The sequence below is a fragment of the Bordetella tumulicola genome, from assembly GCF_965138755.1.
In the GTDB taxonomy this organism is placed as follows: domain Bacteria; phylum Pseudomonadota; class Gammaproteobacteria; order Burkholderiales; family Burkholderiaceae_B; genus Bordetella_A; species Bordetella_A tumulicola.
Window position 1 is genome coordinate 753,902 of record NZ_CBCSFP010000001.1, and the last position, 18,141, is coordinate 772,042.

Annotated in this window: 18 protein-coding genes; 2 read left to right on the forward strand and 16 right to left on the reverse strand. The window is 59.4% G+C overall.

From position 1 onward, the window contains the following. Positions 1 to 95: 95 nt before the first annotated feature. From hfq to ndk, 10 genes are all read right to left on the reverse strand, one after another. Positions 96 to 332, reverse strand: coding sequence for an RNA chaperone Hfq (gene hfq / locus ACNAZS_RS03525; RefSeq protein WP_415786192.1), 237 nt, complete (start codon positions 330 to 332; stop codon positions 96 to 98). 162 nt (positions 333 to 494) lie between these two features. After that, complete coding sequence (hisC, locus tag ACNAZS_RS03530; protein WP_415786194.1) at positions 495 to 1,565, reverse strand: histidinol-phosphate transaminase; 1,071 nt, start codon at positions 1,563 to 1,565, stop codon at positions 495 to 497. Positions 1,566 to 1,567: 2 nt separating this feature from the next. Next, positions 1,568 to 2,929 (reverse strand): ribosome biogenesis GTPase Der, encoded by a 1,362-nt coding sequence (der, locus tag ACNAZS_RS03535; RefSeq protein WP_415786196.1) that lies wholly within the window; start codon positions 2,927 to 2,929, stop codon positions 1,568 to 1,570. Positions 2,930 to 2,950: 21 nt separating this feature from the next. Next, complete coding sequence (bamB, locus tag ACNAZS_RS03540; protein WP_415786198.1) at positions 2,951 to 4,108, reverse strand: outer membrane protein assembly factor BamB; 1,158 nt, start codon at positions 4,106 to 4,108, stop codon at positions 2,951 to 2,953. A 4-nt stretch (positions 4,109 to 4,112) separates the two neighbouring features. Beyond that, complete coding sequence (locus ACNAZS_RS03545; protein ID WP_415786200.1) at positions 4,113 to 4,751, reverse strand: YfgM family protein; 639 nt, start codon at positions 4,749 to 4,751, stop codon at positions 4,113 to 4,115. Positions 4,752 to 4,758: 7 nt separating this feature from the next. Beyond that, positions 4,759 to 6,039, reverse strand: coding sequence for a histidine--tRNA ligase (gene hisS, locus ACNAZS_RS03550; RefSeq protein ID WP_415786202.1), 1,281 nt, complete (start codon positions 6,037 to 6,039; stop codon positions 4,759 to 4,761). Between the two features lie 57 nt (positions 6,040 to 6,096). Then, positions 6,097 to 7,383 carry a flavodoxin-dependent (E)-4-hydroxy-3-methylbut-2-enyl-diphosphate synthase gene (gene ispG / locus ACNAZS_RS03555; protein WP_415786204.1) on the reverse strand — a complete coding sequence of 429 codons (1,287 nt, stop codon included), beginning with the start codon at positions 7,381 to 7,383 and terminating at the stop codon, positions 6,097 to 6,099. Positions 7,384 to 7,395: 12 nt separating this feature from the next. Further along, positions 7,396 to 7,914 carry a helix-turn-helix domain-containing protein gene (locus ACNAZS_RS03560; RefSeq protein ID WP_415786206.1) on the reverse strand — a complete coding sequence of 173 codons (519 nt, stop codon included), beginning with the start codon at positions 7,912 to 7,914 and terminating at the stop codon, positions 7,396 to 7,398. Then, on the reverse strand, positions 7,911 to 9,056 hold the full coding sequence (rlmN, locus tag ACNAZS_RS03565) for a dual-specificity RNA methyltransferase RlmN (protein WP_415786208.1): 1,146 nt from the start codon (positions 9,054 to 9,056) through the stop codon (positions 7,911 to 7,913). Before rlmN ends, ACNAZS_RS03560 begins: the two co-directional genes overlap by 4 nt. Positions 9,057 to 9,083: 27 nt before the next feature. Then, on the reverse strand, positions 9,084 to 9,509 hold the full coding sequence (gene ndk / locus ACNAZS_RS03570; protein ID WP_415786210.1) for a nucleoside-diphosphate kinase: 426 nt from the start codon (positions 9,507 to 9,509) through the stop codon (positions 9,084 to 9,086). A 154-nt stretch (positions 9,510 to 9,663) separates the two neighbouring features. Here ndk and ACNAZS_RS03575 point away from each other — a divergent pair, with 154 nt between their 5' ends. Next, complete coding sequence (locus tag ACNAZS_RS03575; protein WP_415786212.1) at positions 9,664 to 12,549, forward strand: valine--tRNA ligase; 2,886 nt, start codon at positions 9,664 to 9,666, stop codon at positions 12,547 to 12,549. A 127-nt stretch (positions 12,550 to 12,676) separates the two neighbouring features. Here ACNAZS_RS03575 and ACNAZS_RS03580 read toward each other — a convergent pair whose 3' ends face one another. From ACNAZS_RS03580 to ACNAZS_RS03590, 3 genes are all read right to left on the reverse strand, one after another. Further along, the gene (locus ACNAZS_RS03580) at positions 12,677 to 13,669 is read right to left on the reverse strand and encodes a Bug family tripartite tricarboxylate transporter substrate binding protein (RefSeq protein ID WP_415786214.1); all 993 of its coding nucleotides are present in this window, start codon (positions 13,667 to 13,669) and stop codon (positions 12,677 to 12,679) included. Next, positions 13,666 to 14,532 carry a TauD/TfdA dioxygenase family protein gene (locus tag ACNAZS_RS03585; protein WP_415786216.1) on the reverse strand — a complete coding sequence of 289 codons (867 nt, stop codon included), beginning with the start codon at positions 14,530 to 14,532 and terminating at the stop codon, positions 13,666 to 13,668. The genes ACNAZS_RS03580 and ACNAZS_RS03585 overlap by 4 nt, the downstream gene beginning before the upstream one ends. 177 nt (positions 14,533 to 14,709) lie before the next feature. Next, on the reverse strand, positions 14,710 to 15,318 hold the full coding sequence (locus ACNAZS_RS03590; protein WP_415786218.1) for an RNA-guided endonuclease InsQ/TnpB family protein: 609 nt from the start codon (positions 15,316 to 15,318) through the stop codon (positions 14,710 to 14,712). A gap of 137 nt (positions 15,319 to 15,455) precedes the next feature. Between ACNAZS_RS03590 and ACNAZS_RS03595 the strand changes: the two genes are divergently transcribed. Next, a complete protein-coding gene (locus ACNAZS_RS03595; protein ID WP_415786220.1) occupies positions 15,456 to 16,337 on the forward strand; it encodes a LysR family transcriptional regulator in 882 nt (293 codons plus the stop codon). 33 nt (positions 16,338 to 16,370) lie between these two features. On the opposite strand, the gene trmD is transcribed toward ACNAZS_RS03595, so the two are convergent. The 3 genes from trmD to rpsP are packed head-to-tail and all read right to left on the reverse strand — an operon-like array spanning position 16,371 to position 18,064. Next, positions 16,371 to 17,138 (reverse strand): tRNA (guanosine(37)-N1)-methyltransferase TrmD, encoded by a 768-nt coding sequence (trmD, locus tag ACNAZS_RS03600; RefSeq protein WP_415786222.1) that lies wholly within the window; start codon positions 17,136 to 17,138, stop codon positions 16,371 to 16,373. Then, the gene (gene rimM, locus ACNAZS_RS03605; RefSeq protein ID WP_415787052.1) at positions 17,138 to 17,761 is read right to left on the reverse strand and encodes a ribosome maturation factor RimM; all 624 of its coding nucleotides are present in this window, start codon (positions 17,759 to 17,761) and stop codon (positions 17,138 to 17,140) included. Before rimM ends, trmD begins: the two co-directional genes overlap by 1 nt. Before the next feature lie 42 nt (positions 17,762 to 17,803). Further along, positions 17,804 to 18,064, reverse strand: coding sequence for a 30S ribosomal protein S16 (gene rpsP / locus ACNAZS_RS03610; RefSeq protein ID WP_415786224.1), 261 nt, complete (start codon positions 18,062 to 18,064; stop codon positions 17,804 to 17,806). Between the last annotated feature and the right edge of the window lie 77 nt (positions 18,065 to 18,141).

The window sequence follows — 18,141 nt, forward strand, 5'->3', positions numbered from 1 at the left end:
GGCTCGACGGCAAATAAAATGCCCCATTACAGCGAAAATGCCCGCCGACACTAGCCGTGCGGCGGGCAGAAAAAGGTACAGCCGGAGCTTGACGATTATTCAGCGGGAGCATCCACCTGAAAATTGACAGCACGTGCGGGAACCACGGTGGAAATGGCGTGCTTGTACACCATTTGCGTGACGGTATTACGCAACAGCACGACGTACTGATCGAAAGATTCGATTTGCCCTTGAAGCTTGATACCGTTTACCAAGTAGATGGACACGGGCACATGTTCTTTGCGCAGCGTGTTTAAAAACGGATCTTGCAGAGTTTGCCCTTTATTGCTCATTGGCCAGGCTCCATTGTTTGTTTTGAGTGGTGGCAGACGCCGAAACATGTACTCTACAAGGTTTTCCCGAGGCGTGCCACTTGCCTTGCAGGGCAAATTCTTTCATATGGTGTCTGGTTTTTGTTAATGGCAGGGCAAATGGTTTGCCCTGTCGTTTATCCCTTAGACCAAGATGGTTTTAAGAGCTTCTATCAGACGCGCACATTGCGACTCAGTTCCCACGGTAATGCGTAGGAACTGGTCAATGCGGGCCTGCTTGAAATGGCGCACGATGATACTGCGTTCACGCAAGGCTGCGGCCAACGCGGCACCATCATGTCCGGGATGACGGGCAAAGACGAAATTGGCTGCCGACGGCAACACGTGGAAACCCAGCGCGTGCAGCTCATTGACCAACGCGGTGCGCGTCGCTATCACGAACTGGCAGGCATTCTCGAAGTAGGCTTTATCCTCTAGCGCGGCAACTGCCCCGGCTTCGGCCAGGCGATCGACAGGATAAGAATTGAAGCTGTTTTTGACGCGCTCCAGGGCTTCGATCAACACTCGGCTGCCGACCGCATACCCTACTCGCAGACCGGCCAGCGCACGCGATTTGGACAGAGTCTGGATGACCAACAGATTGTCATAACGGGAAACCAGGCTCGCGGCGGATTCCGCCCCGAAATCGACGTAGGCTTCGTCAATGACCACAACAATGTCAGGGTTGCCTGCGACGACACGTTCGATATCTGCCAGTGGCAGTGCGCGACCGGTCGGCGCGTTGGGATTCGGGAAAATGATTCCCCCCGCTTTACGCTCGACCGACGGCAGATAGTCCTGCACGTCGATACTGAAATCATCCGTCAGCGGCACTGCCTGATACGTGATTTGATACAGCCCGCAATACACGGGGTAAAAACTGTACGTGATATCGGGAAACAGCAACGGCGCATCGTGCTTGAGCAAGCCCTGGAATGCGTGCGCCAGGATCTCGTCAGACCCGTTACCCACGAACACTTGATCGGGTTGGACACCGAGATTGGCGGCGACGGCCACACGTAGACGCTCGGAGCCCGGATCCGGATAGAGTTTCAAACTGTCGTTACAAGCCGCCTGCATCGCCTGCAGTGCCTTGGGAGACGGCCCAAGCGGATGCTCGTTGGTATTGAGCTTGACCAAGTCTTGCAGCTTGGGCTGCTCGCCCGGCACATACGGGCTGAGCTTGCCCACGACGGGGCTCCAAAAACGACTCATGCTTATTTGTCCTGCGCGTACGGATTATTTGACGACTTGAACTCGATACGCAGCGGCGTGCCGGAAAGTTTGAAAGCCTCTCGGAAACGCGTCTCCAGATAGCGACGATAAGAGTCCGGGATCGCGTCTAGCGCATTGCCATGGATCACGACCAGAGGCGGATTCTGCCCGCCTTGGTGGGCATAACGCATCTTGGGACGGAAAATCCCCTTGCGAGGAGGCGGTTGCTGCTCGACAGCAGCTTGCAACTCACGGGTGAGTTTAGGCGTAGACAGCTTGGCGAATGCCGCAGCATGCGCGGACACAACGGACTTCAGCAGTGGCTTGATCCCCTGCCCCTTCAGGGCAGACGTCATATGCATGGGCGCGAACGACAAGAACCGCAGCTTGCGATTGAACTCGCGCTCGATGCGCTCGCGCTGATCGATGTCCAGGCCATCCCATTTATTGATTGCCACTACCACCGCACGGCCGGTCTCGAGCACAAAGCCGGCAATATGCGCGTCCTGGTCCGAGACCTCGGTCTGCGCATCGATCATCAAGAGCACAACGTTGCTGGCCTCGATCGCCTGCAAGGTCTTGATGACTGAAAATTTTTCGACGGCTTCGAAAACCTTGCCGCGCCGGCGCAGCCCGGCGGTGTCAATCAAGGTGAACTTGCGCCCGTCACGCTCGAAGTCGATTTCGATCGCATCGCGCGTCGTGCCTGGCAAGTCGAACGCGATAACACGCTCTTCACCCATCAGCGTATTGATCAGCGTGGATTTGCCGACATTGGGCCGACCGACAATGGCCAGCTTGATGCGATGGTCGGGCGGCAAATCGGCGACAGCGCTGCCCTCGTCGGGTTCGGGTTCAGGCTCGACGAGATCCTCTAGCGCCAGGCCGATGAGGTCGACGATACCATCGCCATGAGCCGCCGAAATCGGATAAGGCGTGCCTAGACCCAACTCGTGAAACTCGCTGGTGGCGTTGCCGACGCCCATGCCTTCCGCTTTGTTGACGGCCAGCACGACGCGTTGTTGCCCGGACTTGCGCAACAATTTGGCGATCTCGTGGTCGTGCGCGTTGACGCCGGCCCGGGCATCGACCAGGAATACCACCACGTCGGCCTCGGCAATCGCCTGCCGGGTCTGGCGCGCCATTTCGCGCAAGATGCCGGTCTTGGCGACGGGCTCGAAACCCCCGGTATCCACCGCGATAAAGGGAATATCCCCCACCCTGCCCTCGCCATAATGGCGATCACGCGTCAGGCCCGAAAAATCGGCAACCAGCGCCGCGCGAGAGCGCGTCAAGCGGTTAAAAAGGGTCGACTTGCCCACATTGGGGCGTCCGACCAGGGCGACGACGGGCTTGAGAGACACGGTTGAGTTAAGAAATAAAAGTTAGTTAGTGCCAATCAGCACAAGATTGCCATTGCCATTTTGTACCAGCACGCCGGACGGCGTGGCCTGCAAGGGCGAGACGATGGCACCGCCTCCCACCGACAATCTGGCCAGCAGACTGCCATCACTGCTCGACAGGAAATGCACGTAGCCGTCCAGATCGCCTACTGCAATGGCGTTACCCATCGCTGCAGGCGCGGTCAATTTGCGGTTTTTCAGGGCAGATTGCTTCCAGACATTGGAGCCGCTATCCAGGGCGAAGGCGTTGACCACGCTGTTCTGATCGGGCGCATAAGCAAATCGGTCATCAATCGCCATACCGCTGGCGCTGGAGAAATCCTTGGCCCATACCGGGCGCCCGCCCTGGCTGACGTTAAAGCAGACGATACGACCCTGGTAGGCCACGGCGCACAGCAGGCTACCCGCCAAGCGAGGCGACCCCACCACATCCGTCAGGCGCTCCAGGTCGCTGGCGCCACGCGGCGTGGCCACGGTGCCTTCCCACTGGACGTTACCGCTACCCACGTTGATCGCCAGGAGTTTGCCGCCCGGCAGACCCGTAATGACCAATCCCTCGGCAATGCGCATTTGGCCACTGCTGCGCAAGGCCAGTGCGGGCCCGGGGCGTTGCAAGCTCCAGAGGCGTTCGCCCGTTTCGATATTAAAGGCCTGGATACGATAGTCGCCGCTACGAACCACGACGGCGCCGAAACCGACCACCGGAGCGACATCGACCTCGCTGGAGGCTTTGGCCGTCCATTTGACTTTGCCGGTGTCGTCAAAAGCCGTGATATCACCAAGGGGCGACGCCACCACGGTGGTGTTGCCATCGCTACCCACGCCCGCTGACAGATCCGTATCGGTGGAGGCTTTCCAGACCACGCGACCACTGGCCAACTCGAGCTTGGCCACGGAGCCATCCGGGGTCGCTGCATAAACCGCATCGCCCACGACTGCCGGCACGAAACCCAGGCCCGCGCCGCTACCGATGGACGTCGACCATATCTGGCGCACGGACAACCCCGGCGCGTACTCGGTCAACTCAGCGGGTTCATAACGATCGTCGTTACTGGAAAATATCGAGCAGCCGGCCAGGGCCAGCAAGCTGGCAGTAAAAGCAACCCCACGCAAAGCTCGGTTAAAACGCAAAATAGTCATACGGTCAGGCTCCGCTGAGGGCGTCCAATTTCAGTTGCACGGCTTGTCGCAAAGGATCCCCTGCCCCCAGTCCATCCAGGGCCGACTGCCACGCCTTGCGGGCATCCTCGGGTTTGCCTTGAGCCGCCAAAATATCACCGCGACGGTCCGCATACAGCACCGCAAAAGCCGCGGGCGGATTGTCGAGTTGGGTCAGCGCGGCATCGTACTGTTTTTGATCCAGCAACAAGCCTGCCAGACGCTCGCGCGCGACAGGCTGCAGCGCCGGATGCTTGGACTGAGTCGACAGCCACTCGAGCTGCTGACGAGCGCCATCGACGTCGCCTTGCTCGACCAGGGCCTGCGCTGCGACCAACGCGCCGCGCGCCGCATAGCCCGTCGCGGCGTAATCATCACGCAGCGTCGAAATGGCTGCCTTGATACGCGCGGCGGAATCCGTGCTTTCTAGACGGGCCGCGTCTTCGAGGGCTTCAAAGTAGCCCATGGCCTGATTGGCGCGATGGCCCTGATAGGCCTTCCAGCCCCACCAACCGCCCCACGCAAGCGCCGCAACAGCCACCAGCGACATGACGAGCGTGCCATAGCGAGCCCACCAAGCCTTGATTGCGTCGAGTTGTTCCTGTTCTTCGAGATCGTATGCCATGCTTACCCTAGGATTTCAAAACATCCGCCAAGCGGTCCAGTGGAACCTGTTGCTGCGCGGCCTCGCTAGCCGCATCCGCACGCAGGAATTTGACACTGGCCGTTTGCGCGGCCACTTCATCGCTACCAAGAATAACCGCAACGCGAGCACCGCTGGCGTCCGCCCGCTTGAATTGCGATTTGAAACTGGCAGAACCCGCATGCACGATGACCGCCAACCCTGCATCGCGTAGCTGCTCGCCCACGCGTGCGGCCAGGCGTTGCGCGGGTTCGCCTTGGTGAACAACATAAACGTCGCACTCTGCCGTGGCGACCGCGGGCGCGCTTTGCTCCCACAGATCCAGCAGGCGCTCCATGCCGATAGCAAACCCGACGGCCGGTGCGGGCTTGCCGCCCAGCAATTCAACCAATCCATCGTAGCGACCACCGCCGCACACCGTACCTTGCGAGCCCAGGCGATCCGTAACCCATTCGAAAACGGTCGAGTTGTAATAGTCGAGGCCACGCACCAGACGAGGATTGAGTCGGTACTCGATTCCGGCATCCGCAAGCAGTTGGCACAAGCCATCGAAATGCGCCTGTGACTCGTCGCCCAGGAAATCAAACAAATGCGGCGCGCTGTCGGCCATGGCTTGCATCGCCGGATTTTTCGTATCCAGCACGCGCAGCGGATTGGTGTACAGACGGCGCAGGCCGTCTTCGTCCAGCACGTCGCGATGCTGCTCCAGGTGCGCGATCAGCGCGGCACGGTGGGCGGCGCGCTCGGCTGGCAAGCCCAGGGAGTTCAGTTCCAGACGCACATCCGTCAGGCCTAATTGCTTCCACAGTCGCGCCAGCATGATGATGAGCTCGGCATCGACGTCCGGCCCGGCGAAGCCCAGTGCTTCGACGTCAATCTGGTGAAACTGGCGATAGCGGCCGCGCTGCGGGCGCTCGTGACGAAACACGGGGCCAATGCTGTAGACGCGATGCGGCCGGTCATACAGCAGATTGTGCTCGATGGTGGCACGCACCACACCGGCCGTCATTTCAGGACGCATGGTCAACGAGTCGCCATTGAGTGCATCCGTGAACGTATACATCTCTTTTTCGACGATGTCCGTGACCTCGCCGATGCCGCGCGTAAACAAGCGGGTGTGCTCCAGCACCGGCGTGCGCACATTGCGATAGCCGTAGCTGCGCAGCCAACTGCGCACGATGTCTTCGAATTGCTCCCAACGAGCGCCATCGCCCGGCAGTACGTCATTCATGCCGCGGATCGCGGCGACTTTTTGAAACGCTTGCGTCATCTTCATCATGCCGTGGCGGCCCGCACTGCGGCCCACCATACGGCTCAGCCCTTACTTTTAATGAGTGGCCTGCGCACCATAACGGCGCGCGACGTAGTCTTCGACAATGGTCTGGAATTCTTCGGCGATACGTTCCCCCTTGAGGGTAACGGTACGTTCGCCGTCGATAAACACCGGTGCCGCGGGCACTTCGCCCGTACCCGGCAAACTGATCCCGATATCCGCGTGGCGGCTCTCACCGGGACCATTGACCACACAGCCCATCACCGCAACGTTCATGCTCTCGACGCCCGGGTAATTGGCACGCCAGACAGGCATCTGTCGGCGTAAATAAGACTGTATGCTGTCGGCCAGTTCTTGGAAAAATGTGCTGCTGGTACGACCGCAACCCGGGCAAGCCACCACCATGGGCGTAAACGCACGCAAGTTCATGGTTTGCAGGATTTCCTGAGCCACCACGACCTCGCGAGTGCGATCGCCCCCGGGCTCGGGAGTCAGTGAAATACGAATCGTGTCGCCGATACCCTGCTGCAGCAACACCGACAAGGCGGCGGTCGACGCAACGATCCCTTTGCTGCCCATGCCGGCTTCGGTGAGCCCCAGGTGCAACGGGTAATCGCAGCGTGCGGACAGGTCGCGGTACACCGCGATCAGGTCTTGTACGTGACTCACCTTGCAGGACAAGATGATGGCATCACCGCGCAGACCGAGCTCTTCGGCCCGCTGCGCATTGCTGATAGCCGAGACCACCAACGCGTCGCGCATCACGGCCTGGGCTTCCCAGGGCTGGGCGCGGCGGCTGTTTTCGTCCATCTTGCGCGCCATCAACTCGTGATCCAGGCTGCCCCAATTGACGCCAATGCGCACTGGCTTGTCGTAACGGCAAGCGACTTCGATCATTTGCGCAAAATTGTCATCGCGGCGCTTTCCGCCCCCCATATTGCCGGGGTTGATGCGGTACTTGGACAACGCCTGCGCGCAATCGGGAAATTGCGTCAGGAGTTTGTGGCCGTTGTAATGAAAATCGCCCACCAACGGCACCGATACGCCCATGCGATCGAGTTGCTCTCGGATCGCAATGACCTCGCGCGCGGCTTCGGGGGTGTTGACCGTAATGCGCACCAGTTCGGAACCGGCTTGCGCCAAGTCCTTGACCTGAATAGCGGTCGCGATGGGCTCTGCGGTATCGGTATTGGTCATGGATTGCACCACGACCGGCGCCTGGCCACCAATCGTGACCACGCGATCCCCCCATGTGACAGCAACCGACCGGGTTTGGCGGCGTGGCGCAGCCCCTACCTCTGGAGGCGGGGCGTCTTGGCAGGGCAATGGCAACTCTTGCATGCGTCTATTGGATTACGGGTTTGCGCTGGACAGCCAACCGGGCAACCAATCGGCGGGTAACCAGCCTTGCCAGATCGCATACGCGCCCAACGCCACCAACAGGGCCAGGATCACCCATAGCCAACCCCAAGGGGCGGCACTGCGACTATCGCTGCGCCCGCTAACGGCCACGGGAATGGGAACGGTGCGTGATTCCCGGTGAACAGAGCCCGGCGCCGACAACACGCCGACCTGGCTTTCGACCGAAGAAACGATAGCGGCTGCATCGGTGTCGAGCAAGCGCGCGTAGCTGCGAACCAGTCCACGCAAGGAAACGCCTTTGGGTAATTTGTCCCATTGTTCGTCTTCGAGCGCCTGGATCTGGCGTGGCGAGAACTTGATGCGGCTCGAGACGTCGTCCAAGGACCACCCCTTGGCGACACGTAGACTGCGCAAGGCTTGGCCTACAGGTGTCGAGGTATCGACACGTGCCGCCTGCTCTTGGGAGTTTGACTCGGTAGAAAGAGCGAGCGCATCAAGCTCTTGCGTCATGCCGGCACCTGTGCAATAGGAATGGATCGGCCAGCATTACGCTGGGCAACACGCGTACGGTCACGGACCTCGCCGGCCAACTGCCCACAAGCCGCATCGATATCGTCGCCACGCGTTTTGCGTACCGTCGTCACAATACCGGCATCCATCAGACGCTGGGCAAAAACCTTGACTCGGGCGGAAGGCGAACGCTTGAGGCCCGAGGCGGGGAACGGATTAAAAGGAATCAGGTTGAGCTTGCAGCGTACCTGACGCGCGACCTGGATCAGCGCCTTGGCATGCTGATCGCTATCGTTCACCCCGTCCAGCATGCAGTATTCGAAAGTAATGAAATCTCGCGGCGCGCTGGCCAGATAGCGTTCGCACGCCGCCAGCAATTCTGCCAGCGGATATTTTTTGTTCAGCGGCACCAGATCATCACGCAGCGCGTCTGTCGGCGCGTGCAATGAGACGGCCAACGCCACCGGGCAATCTTTGGCGAGCCGATCCATCATGGGAACAACACCGGAAGTCGATACCGTGACGCGGCGGCGCGACAAGCCATAGGCGTTGTCGTCCAGCATCAATCGCAGCGCAGGCAACAACTGATCGTAATTGAGCAGAGGCTCGCCCATGCCCATCATGACAACGTTGCTGATGACGCGCGTATCGTCGTTGCGCCCTTCGCCCAGGCGCGCCGTACCGGCGTCTGCCTCGAGAACGCGCTTGGCCCACCACAACTGGCCGATGATCTCGCTGGTTTGCAAATTGCGGTTGAACCCCTGGTGGCCCGTGGAGCAGAAGCGGCAGTTCACCGCACAGCCTGCCTGGCTGGACACGCACAAGGTACCGCGATCGTCTTCGGGAATGAAGACGGTCTCGATGGCATTGCCCTGCCCTACATCGAACAGCCACTTGCGTGTGCCGTCGGAAGAGCGCTGCTCGGTATTGACCGGCGACGCCTGGATAAGGCAGTGCTGCGCCAATTGCCCGCGAAACTCGCGGGCCAGATCGGTCATGGCATCGAACGAGTCAGCCCCGCGCTGATGCACCCAACGCTGCAACTGGCGGGCGCGAAACGGCTTGCCCCCCCACTGCCCGACCAGCTCGGACAATTTGGCGGCATCGAGGCCCAGGAGATTGACGCGTTCGGCGGTTTCCATGACGTACTCAGGCAATGCTAATCCGGATCAACGGCTGTGAATGTTGATTTCGGGGAAGAAGAAAGCGATTTCCACAGCGGCGGTCTCGGGAGCATCGGAACCGTGCACGGCATTGGCGTCGATGCTGTCAGCGAAATCGGCGCGGATGGTGCCCGCCTCTGCTTTCTTGGGATCGGTTGCGCCCATCAGGTCGCGGTTCGTCTGGATGGCGTTTTCGCCTTCGAGGGCTTGTACGAACACCGGGCCCGAGACCATGAAATCAACCAGGTCCTTGAAGAAGGGGCGCTCTTTGTGCACGGCGTAGAAACGCTCGGCATCGGCACGCGACAGTTGTTGCAGGCGCGCGGCGATGACTTTCAGGCCAGCGTTTTCAAAGCGAGCGACGATCTGACCGATGACGTTCTTGGCCACGGCATCGGGCTTGATAATCGAAAGTGTGCGTTGGACGGACATGGAGACTCCAAATTCCTAATAAAAACAGGGACTTCTGTAGGGTTTACAGTAACCCGGCATTCTAACACGCCGTCAAGTCCGTAATACATCTTAAAATGAATGGTTCGCTCGGCCAATAAATTGGTCGGGCCCCGTTTTTTGCCGGAACCCCGTAATGACCGAAGCTGCTGCCCAAACCTCCCCCGACACCCACACCGCCGACCTGCCCAAGAGCTTTGAGCCCGCAGAGCTTGAAGCCCACTGGTACAACGAATGGGAGCGCCGCGGCTATTTCACGGCGGGCCAACACGTAAAAACGGGGACGGACGCTCAACCGTACGTCGTCCAGTTTCCCCCGCCCAACGTTACGGGCACACTGCACATGGGACACGCCTTTAACCAGACCATTATGGACGGTCTGGTGCGCTATCACCGTATGCGCGGCGACGACACCGTGTTCATTCCGGGCACCGATCATGCCGGCATCGCCACCCAAATCGTGGTGGAACGCCGCCTGGATGCCCAAAATATTTCACGCTACGACCTGGGTCGCGAAAAATTCGTCGAAAAAGTGTGGGAATGGAAAGAGCAATCGGGCAACACCATCACCAGCCAGGTACGTCGCCTGGGCGCCTCCGCCGACTGGCCTCGCGAATACTTCACCATGAACGACAGCATGTCGCGCGGCGTGGTGGAAACCTTTGTGCGCCTGTACCAACAGGGCCTGATTTATCGCGGCAAGCGGCTGGTCAACTGGGATCCCAAACTGCTGACGGCCGTCTCCGACCTGGAAGTGCAGTCCGAAGAAGTCGACGGCTACATGTGGCACATTTTGTACCCGTTTGTCGACGGCCCGCAAACCATTGTGGACAAGGATGGACAGACGGTCACCCTGCGCGGCATGACCATCGCCACGACCCGCCCCGAAACCATGCTGGCTGACGGCGCGCTGTGCGTACATCCCGACGACCCCCGCTACCAGCACCTGATCGGCAAAATGGTCGAGTTGCCGCTCTGCGACCGCAACATTCCCATCATCGCCGACGACTTCGTTGATCCTGATTTCGGTACCGGTTGCGTCAAAATCACCGGCGCGCACGATTTCAACGACTACGCCTGCGCGCAACGCCACGATCTGCCGCTGATCGTGATTTTCACGCTGGACGCGCACATCAACGAAAACGGCCCCAAGCAATTCCAGGGCATGGAACGCTACGAGGCCCGTAAAGCTGTCGTGGCCCAACTCGAAGCCGAGCAATACCTGGTCAAGATCCAGCCGCATAAAATGATGCAGCCCAAGGGAGACCGCACCGGTGTGGTGCTGGAACCCATGCTGACCGATCAGTGGTTCGTGGCGATGAGCAAGCCCGCGCCCGAAGACACCCTGCATCCAGGCAAGAGCATCACCGAGGTTGCCCTGGACGTAGTGGCCAACGGCCAAATCAAGTTTTATCCGGATAACTGGACCACGATCTACAACCAGTGGCTGAACAACATTCAGGACTGGTGCATCTCGCGCCAGCTCTGGTGGGGCCACCAGATCCCGGCCTGGTACGCCGAGGACGGCCAGATATTCGTCGCCCACTCCGAGGCACAGGCCCAGGAACAAGCGCGCGCCGCGGGCGTGACGGGCCCGCTCAAGCGCGACGACGATGTACTGGACACCTGGTTTTCGTCGGGCCTGGTTCCCTTTACGACGCTGGGCTGGCCCGAAGACACGCCTGACCTGCGCCGCTATCTGCCGTCCAGCGTGCTGGTCACGGGTTTTGACATCATTTTCTTCTGGGTGGCTCGCATGGTCATGCTGACCACGCACCTGACGGGTCAAATTCCGTTCAAGCACGTGTATGTGCATGGCCTGATCCGCGATGCGGACGGCCAGAAAATGAGCAAATCCAAGGGCAACACGCTAGATCCGGTGGACCTGATTGATGGTATCGACCTGGATGGCTTGATCGCCAAGCGGACCTATGGGCTGATGAACCCCAAGCAGGCGAGCACCATCGAGAAAACCACCCGTCGCCAGTATCCTGATGGCATTCCGTCTTTTGGTACCGACGCGCTGCGTTTCACCATGGCGGCCTATGCCACCTTGGGCCGCAACATCAACTTCGACCTCAAGCGCTGCGAAGGCTATCGCAACTTCTGCAACAAGCTGTGGAATGCGACCCGCTATGTGTTGATGAATACCGAAGGCCACGACCTGACCGGCGATCAATCCGCCGAATTGTCGTTCGCCGATCGCTGGATCGTCAGCCAATTGCAGGCACTGGAAGCCGAAGTCGAGCGCGGCTTTGCCGACTATCGTTTCGATAACGTCGCCAACGCGCTCTACCGCTACGTGTGGGACGAGTATTGCGACTGGTACGTCGAGCTGGCCAAGGTACAGATCCAGAACGGCACGCCGGCCCAACAATTGGGAACGCGCCGCACCCTGATTCGCGTCCTCGAGGCCGTGCTGCGCCTGGCCCACCCCATCATTCCGTTCATTACCGAAGCCCTGTGGCAAAAGGTCTCGGTCGTGGCCGGCAAGCGCCAGGCCGATGCCACCGACAGCGTGAGCGTGCAGCCGTACCCGCGCAGCAACCCCGACGCCATCGACGCCGCTGCCGAAGCGGACGTCGCGGAGCTGAAGGCCCAGGTCGAAGCCGTTCGCGCATTGCGCGGCGAGATGAACCTATCCCCCGCACAGCGAGTCCCGCTCATTACGCAAGGCGACGCCGCCACACTCAAGCGCAATGGCCCTTACCTGGCCGCACTGGCCAAGCTCAGCCAAGTCGATGTGGTCGACACGCTACCCGATGCCGGCGCCCCGGTACAGGTGGTAGGTACCGCCCGCCTGATGCTGCACGTTGAAATCGACGTCGCGGCCGAGCGTGCTCGCCTGGACAAAGAAATCGCCCGCCTCGAAGGCGAAGTCACCAAAGCCAACGGCAAACTCGGTAACGCGAGCTTTGTCGAGCGCGCGCCAGCCGCCGTCGTCGAGCAAGAAAAGGCCCGCTTAGCGCAATTCAACGACGTCCTGTCCAAGGTCCACGAACAGCGGGCCAAGCTGGGGTAAACGCATCTCGCCACACAAGACGGCCACCCAACCGTAAACGCAACCCGTCCCTGGGGCATCGAGCAGAATGATTTGCTCGGATGCCGTCAGGGACGATGCTTATTGATGCCTTGACGTGTAAAGCGACTCAGTTGTCCATGCTGATGCCAGCCACTTTGACGACCGTTTTCCAGCGCGCAATCTCATCCAATTGAAATTTGCGCAGCTTCTCGCCGACCGCGTCCCCAGGCTTGGCGCCTATGTCTTGTATTGCCTTACTGGTTTTGGGTGCATGCAAGATCGCCGAGACGTTGCTCTGCAACAGATGCAAGCGATTTGCCGGGGTTTTTGCCGGCGCGAACAGGGCATACCAGGCCGTGGCAACATAGTCCGCGATCCCCGCCTCTTGCATGGTGACGACCTCTGGAATCACCGCGTTGCGCACGGGATCACAGACCGCCAACGCCCGCAAAGCGCCGCTCCTGATGTGCGGCAGAACAAGAGGCAAATCAGCAAACATCACTGGCACTCGTCCCCCCACAAGATCGACCAAGGCCCCCGCGCTGCCCTTGTACGGCACGTGCTGCATCGATGTTTGAGTCGAGTATTTGAACAACTCGGCCGCAAGGTGCTGAGATGCGCCCACGCCTCCCGATGCATAACTGATACTGCCCGGGCTGCCCTTTAACAGTTGCACGAGCTCCTTGACGCTCTGCACTTTCAGATCAGGATGGACGACCAACACGAGTGTGACCTCGCCCGCCAACGCAATGGGCGCGAAGTCAGTGACGGGGTCATAGGGCATGTTGCGATAGATGAGCGGATTGGTCGCATGCGTTCCAATTGAACCCATGATTAACGTATAGCCGTCGGGAGAAGACTTGGCCACATAGTCTGCGCCAATATTGCCGCTGGCGCCCGTACGATTCTCTACCGTCACGGGCTGCTTTAGTCGCTCGGACAACTGCGCACCAATCAGGCGTGTCAACACGTCCGTGGAACCGCCCGGTGCAAACGGCACAATCATATGGATCGGCTTGCTGGGGAAAGCCTCTTGCTCGGCGGCAAACGCCATAGACGGCCCGAGCATGCATGCCGCAACCATGCTGCGCAACACATCCCTTCGATGACAGGCCGTCATACCGTGACCTCCATTTCCGCAACGTGCCCTGAAGGCGTACCGAGCACGGTTGTGCGCTCCAGATGCCGCCTGCACTGAGGGTCGTAATCTCCCAATGCGAGATGGCTAGTGCAACGGTTATCCCAAATCAGTAAATCGTTCGCCTGCCAGCTATGGCGATAGACAAAATGAGGACGCGTCGCGTGACGAATCAGAAAATCGATCAAAGGCTTGCTTTCTTCCTGCGTCATTCCTTCGAAGCATTTAACCTTTTCGCCGATGTATAGCGCCTTACGCCCCGTCTCGGGATGAACGCGCACGACAGGCTGCGCCACGGGTGGGTTCAACCGTTGATTTTCCTTTTCCCAGGTCGCGGATAGTCCCGAATTTTTTCTCTCAGAATGGTGAACGCCATTCAAACCCTCAAGCATCTGCTTCATGCGCCCTGACAGCGTGTCATAGGCAAGATACATGTTCGCAAACAGGGTGTCCCCTCCCACGGGCGGCACTTCAATCGCATGCAGAAGCGACCCCAGCGCCGGCGCAAGCGTGAACGACATATCGGAATGCCACATCTGGCCGGTGTATCTAGAGTTCGACGGGCCACCATCTGGTTTTTGATCATTGGTCACCATCAACAGCACCGGCAACGTAGCGTCCCGATCCATGGGCAGCGACTCATGCTCATCCAAATCTCCAAATCGACGACTGAACGCAATGTGCTGCTCGCGGGAAATGGATTGGCCTCGTATCAGGAGCACACCGAATTGCAGAAATCCTTGATGCACCTGCTTCCACTCAACCTCAGAAACAGGAGAATGCAGATCCAACCCGATGACCTCCGCGCCCAAAGCGAACGAAAGTGGTCTAAAGTCAACAGCCATGTTTCACGCCTCCTCTTTCTGGCCATTGAATCACCCGACGATGGTTTTGATAATCGGTAATATTGAAAGAATTATTTGATTTTTCGGAAGAAATTGACTGCTCCCTTCCCTAAAAGGAAAGGGATTCCCACTTCATAGAACCGAGCCGTTGCGCATCAACACTCATGCACTCAGGTCTTACCGATCGACTTTTTCTCCTGTTGAGAGCGTCGCAAAATGAGTCAGTCCCAGATCAATCCCAACACAGCCCGGCGCGGGCGTTTTCTGCGCCACGATGTCATCACACAGCAGGCTGACAAAGTATCGCCCTGCGGGGTCTTTGCTGACGGTGACGGTGGTGACCTTGGCTGCCTTGGGGAGCTGACGGGACCAACGAATCGGGAGCGCCTCGCGCATCTTCGCCAACTTGAGCGAGCGGCCATCCCAGCGAAAGGCACTGGCGGTGTATTCGGCAGATTGCGGACCGTCCTTGCGCTTGAATCGCGCGTATCCCGTGCGTTTCGCGAAGAAATTAACAAACGCCGTTTGCAAATGGCGCAGCGTTTGTTGCAGAGGAACACTACTGACCTCGTTCAACCAGAGGTGGTCCGGCGTCTTTTTCAGCGCCGTCAGTGCAGCCGAGGTCGCGTGATACGCCAGACGCTCTTGCCGCTGGGCCCAGGCCGTCGAACGAAGATTAAGCATGTGGTTATAGACCATACGCACACAACCAAACGTGCGAGCCAGCGTGATCGCTTGCTCGGGCGTGGGATAGAACCGGAATCGGTAGGCACGTTTGGTTTGCATGCCCGAGATACTATTCAAACCAAACCAGATGGCTGGATATCCATCCAGACAACAGCTCAAGTAAGACCAATCCTGCAGCCTGACGGCGGCGTCCCTTTCCTCCCCGGCAGGAATGCCGAGGTTTCTCGGAGCAATGGATGAACCTTCGCCGTATCGAGAGTTTTATTGCCGTCGCCGAGCTACTCAGCTTTAGCGCTGCCAGTGCCAAACTGCATCGCTCGCCTGCGGCGGTCAGCACTCACGTGCAACAACTCGAGGCGGAATTGGGCGTTCCACTTTTTGATCGCACCACACGGCAAGTCGTCATGACGCCTGACGGCCAATTGTTTTATGCACGTTGCCAGACAGTTATCCGTGAACTGGCGGATATCTCCCGAGAGCTGGGAGACCGGTCGGCACTACGCGGAGGCCACGTATCAATTGGCACGGTTCCGTCGATTTCAAGCCTGAAACTGCCGGCTGTCTTGGGTGAGTTCAAAAGCAGGTATCCGAACGTCACGTTAGAACTACACGAAGGGCCGATCAATCAGATCCATCAACACCTGAGAGAACGCGTTACCGATTTCGCCGTCGCGCCCCTACACGAGGACTCGCGCGAACTGGATCACACACCAATCATCGATGATCGATTCGTTGCCATCCTTCCCCGTTCAATCGCGGCGAATCGGAAATACATCACGCTGAAGACCCTAAATCAATTCGATCAACTCGCGCTGTCTCACGAGACGGCGGTGCGAACGACGGTAGAAGTCGCCTTCCGGAATGCCGGCTTACGCTATCTCCCCAAAATCGAACTGACCCATCATCAGACGGTTATCAGTATGGTAGAAGCGGGGCTTGGCGCTGCCATCCTTCCCATGATCTGCGTACCCAAAGACGGCAGCGCCAACTATCAGGTCGTGCCTATTCGCCCGGCCAACATCAAACGGCAAATCTGCATTGTGACCTTGAGCGGCAAGAAACTCAGCCCGGTGGCCCAGACCTGCGCAGACCAGATTGCCCTGGCCCTGAGGGAGTGAATTCGTTTTTATCCCGCGTGGCAGCGGAAAGATCTACAACCCGGACGCCAGCGTCGCCAGATAACGTTCATCGGCCTTGGTCAGCCAACCATTGGCGCGTGCGCGGGCTAGCAGATCAGGACGGCGTGCTGCCGTGAGGCGCAGGGATTGCTCGCGGCGCCAACGCGCGATGTTCGCGTGATGGCCGCTCAGCAATTCAGCGGGGACGCTCTGACCGTCATACACCTCGGGCCGCGTGTAGTGCGGGCTATCGAGCAAGCCGGAAAGCGTGTCGTTAAAGGAGTCCTGTAATGCGGAGTCGCCATCATTCAGGACACCAGGCAAGAGCCGTACCGCGGCATCGACCACTGCCAGTGCGGCGATTTCTCCGCCCGACAAGACAAAGTCACCGAGCGAAATCTCGTCCGTTACACAACGATCGATAAAGCGCTGGTCGATGCCCTCGTAGCGGCCACAGATCAGGATCGCCCCCGCACTGTCGGCCAACGACTGGGCGGCTTGCTGGTCGTAGCGACGGCCCGTAGGCGACAACAGCACCACGGGCGCTAGCCCACCCCCCTGAGCGGCGCGATCTTGCTGCGCAGCGGCGACAGCGGCCTCTAGCGGGGCCGCCATCATCACCATGCCAGGGCCACCGCCATAAGGACGGTCGTCAACAGTGCGGTGCACATCGTGGGTATAGTCGCGGGGATTCCAGGCACGCAACGCCCATAGGCCTTGCGTGTGGGCTCTGCCGGTAACACCCAAGTCGCGCACCGTTCCGAACATGTCCGGAAAAAGCGTGACGACATCGAAGCGCATCAGAATTCCGCGGGCCAGTTGCTATCAATGCGGCGCGCCGACAAATCGACCGCCAGAATGTGGGCACCCACAAAAGGCACCAGCATTTCCAGCGGGCGACCCTTGGCGTCAAGCCTGGGCTCAGGCTCAGCACCCGGCGCTGGAGCGCGCTGCAACACGACACGCAAGATCGCGTGCGCGCCATTATCGGCCACGTCCTCGACAACACCGATACGAGCGAGTTCGCCCTCGGCGTCCGAATAAAATGCGCAGCCGATCAGATCAACCCAATAGTATTCATCGTCTGCGGCCACCGGGAATTGGCTACGCGGCACCTGTACGGAGCAACCACGCAACGCCTCGGCCTGATCGCGATCGTCAATACCATCTAGCTGAGCCACGACGGTCGTGCCCTGGGGCCGGGCCTGTAATACTCGATAAGTATGAGGTGCAGACGTGACAACGCCTCGCGCCGTTTCGGGGGCGAGGCGAGCCAACCACCAGGTTTTCACCCGGCGTAGTACATCAGCCTGTGCGGAATGCGGCTGCACTTTAACCCAACCCTTGACACCATACGCCCCGCTGACGCGGCCTAATTCGACTAAGTCGTCAGGCACTACGTTGCGAGTCGTGGCATCAGGCATAGGGCCAGCAACCGAACGATGCACAGGATTTCCGGCGAGCCCTTAGGCTGCGGCGGAAACCTTGGCCGAGTAGTCTTTGACCAGACGCTCGACGGCGGGCGACAGTTGTGCGCCGGTCTTGGTCCAGTACTCAACGCGATCCAGCGCAATACGCAGCTTTTCCGCGCTATCGCTGGCGACGGGGTTGTAAAAACCCACGCGCTCGATAAAGCGGCCATCGCGACGATTACGCGAATCGGCAGCTACCAGGTTGTAGAACGGACGCTTTTTGGAGCCACCGCGGGCCATGCGAATCACCACCATAGGTAATCCCTTGAATTAGTTGTGAAAAACGGAAGATTCTAGCATTAAATCGAGAGTCATGGCAAGCCTTACCTCAC

Bases quoted from the DNA above. Each gene is read 5' to 3' on its own strand.
- bamB (WP_415786198.1), bottom strand. From the start codon at position 4,108: ATGACTATTTTGCGTTTTAACCGAGCTTTGCGTGGGGTTGCTTTTACT.
- ACNAZS_RS03580 (WP_415786214.1), bottom strand. From the start codon at position 13,669: ATGACGGCCTGTCATCGAAGGGATGTGTTGCGCAGCATGGTTGCGGCA.
- ACNAZS_RS03590 (WP_415786218.1), bottom strand. From the start codon at position 15,318: ATGCAAACCAAACGTGCCTACCGATTCCGGTTCTATCCCACGCCCGAG.
- hisC (WP_415786194.1), bottom strand. From the start codon at position 1,565: ATGAGTCGTTTTTGGAGCCCCGTCGTGGGCAAGCTCAGCCCGTATGTG.
- ACNAZS_RS03595 (WP_415786220.1), top strand. From the start codon at position 15,456: ATGAACCTTCGCCGTATCGAGAGTTTTATTGCCGTCGCCGAGCTACTC.
- ACNAZS_RS03585 (WP_415786216.1), bottom strand. From the start codon at position 14,532: ATGGCTGTTGACTTTAGACCACTTTCGTTCGCTTTGGGCGCGGAGGTC.
- ACNAZS_RS03575 (WP_415786212.1), top strand. From the start codon at position 9,664: ATGACCGAAGCTGCTGCCCAAACCTCCCCCGACACCCACACCGCCGAC.
- ACNAZS_RS03545 (WP_415786200.1), bottom strand. From the start codon at position 4,751: ATGGCATACGATCTCGAAGAACAGGAACAACTCGACGCAATCAAGGCT.
- hisS (WP_415786202.1), bottom strand. From the start codon at position 6,039: ATGACGCAAGCGTTTCAAAAAGTCGCCGCGATCCGCGGCATGAATGAC.
- trmD (WP_415786222.1), bottom strand. From the start codon at position 17,138: ATGCGCTTCGATGTCGTCACGCTTTTTCCGGACATGTTCGGAACGGTG.
- ispG (WP_415786204.1), bottom strand. From the start codon at position 7,383: ATGCAAGAGTTGCCATTGCCCTGCCAAGACGCCCCGCCTCCAGAGGTA.
- ndk (WP_415786210.1), bottom strand. From the start codon at position 9,509: ATGTCCGTCCAACGCACACTTTCGATTATCAAGCCCGATGCCGTGGCC.
- rimM (WP_415787052.1), bottom strand. From the start codon at position 17,761: ATGCCTGATGCCACGACTCGCAACGTAGTGCCTGACGACTTAGTCGAA.
- ACNAZS_RS03560 (WP_415786206.1), bottom strand. From the start codon at position 7,914: ATGACGCAAGAGCTTGATGCGCTCGCTCTTTCTACCGAGTCAAACTCC.
- hfq (WP_415786192.1), bottom strand. From the start codon at position 332: ATGAGCAATAAAGGGCAAACTCTGCAAGATCCGTTTTTAAACACGCTG.
- rlmN (WP_415786208.1), bottom strand. From the start codon at position 9,056: ATGGAAACCGCCGAACGCGTCAATCTCCTGGGCCTCGATGCCGCCAAA.
- rpsP (WP_415786224.1), bottom strand. From the start codon at position 18,064: ATGGTGGTGATTCGCATGGCCCGCGGTGGCTCCAAAAAGCGTCCGTTC.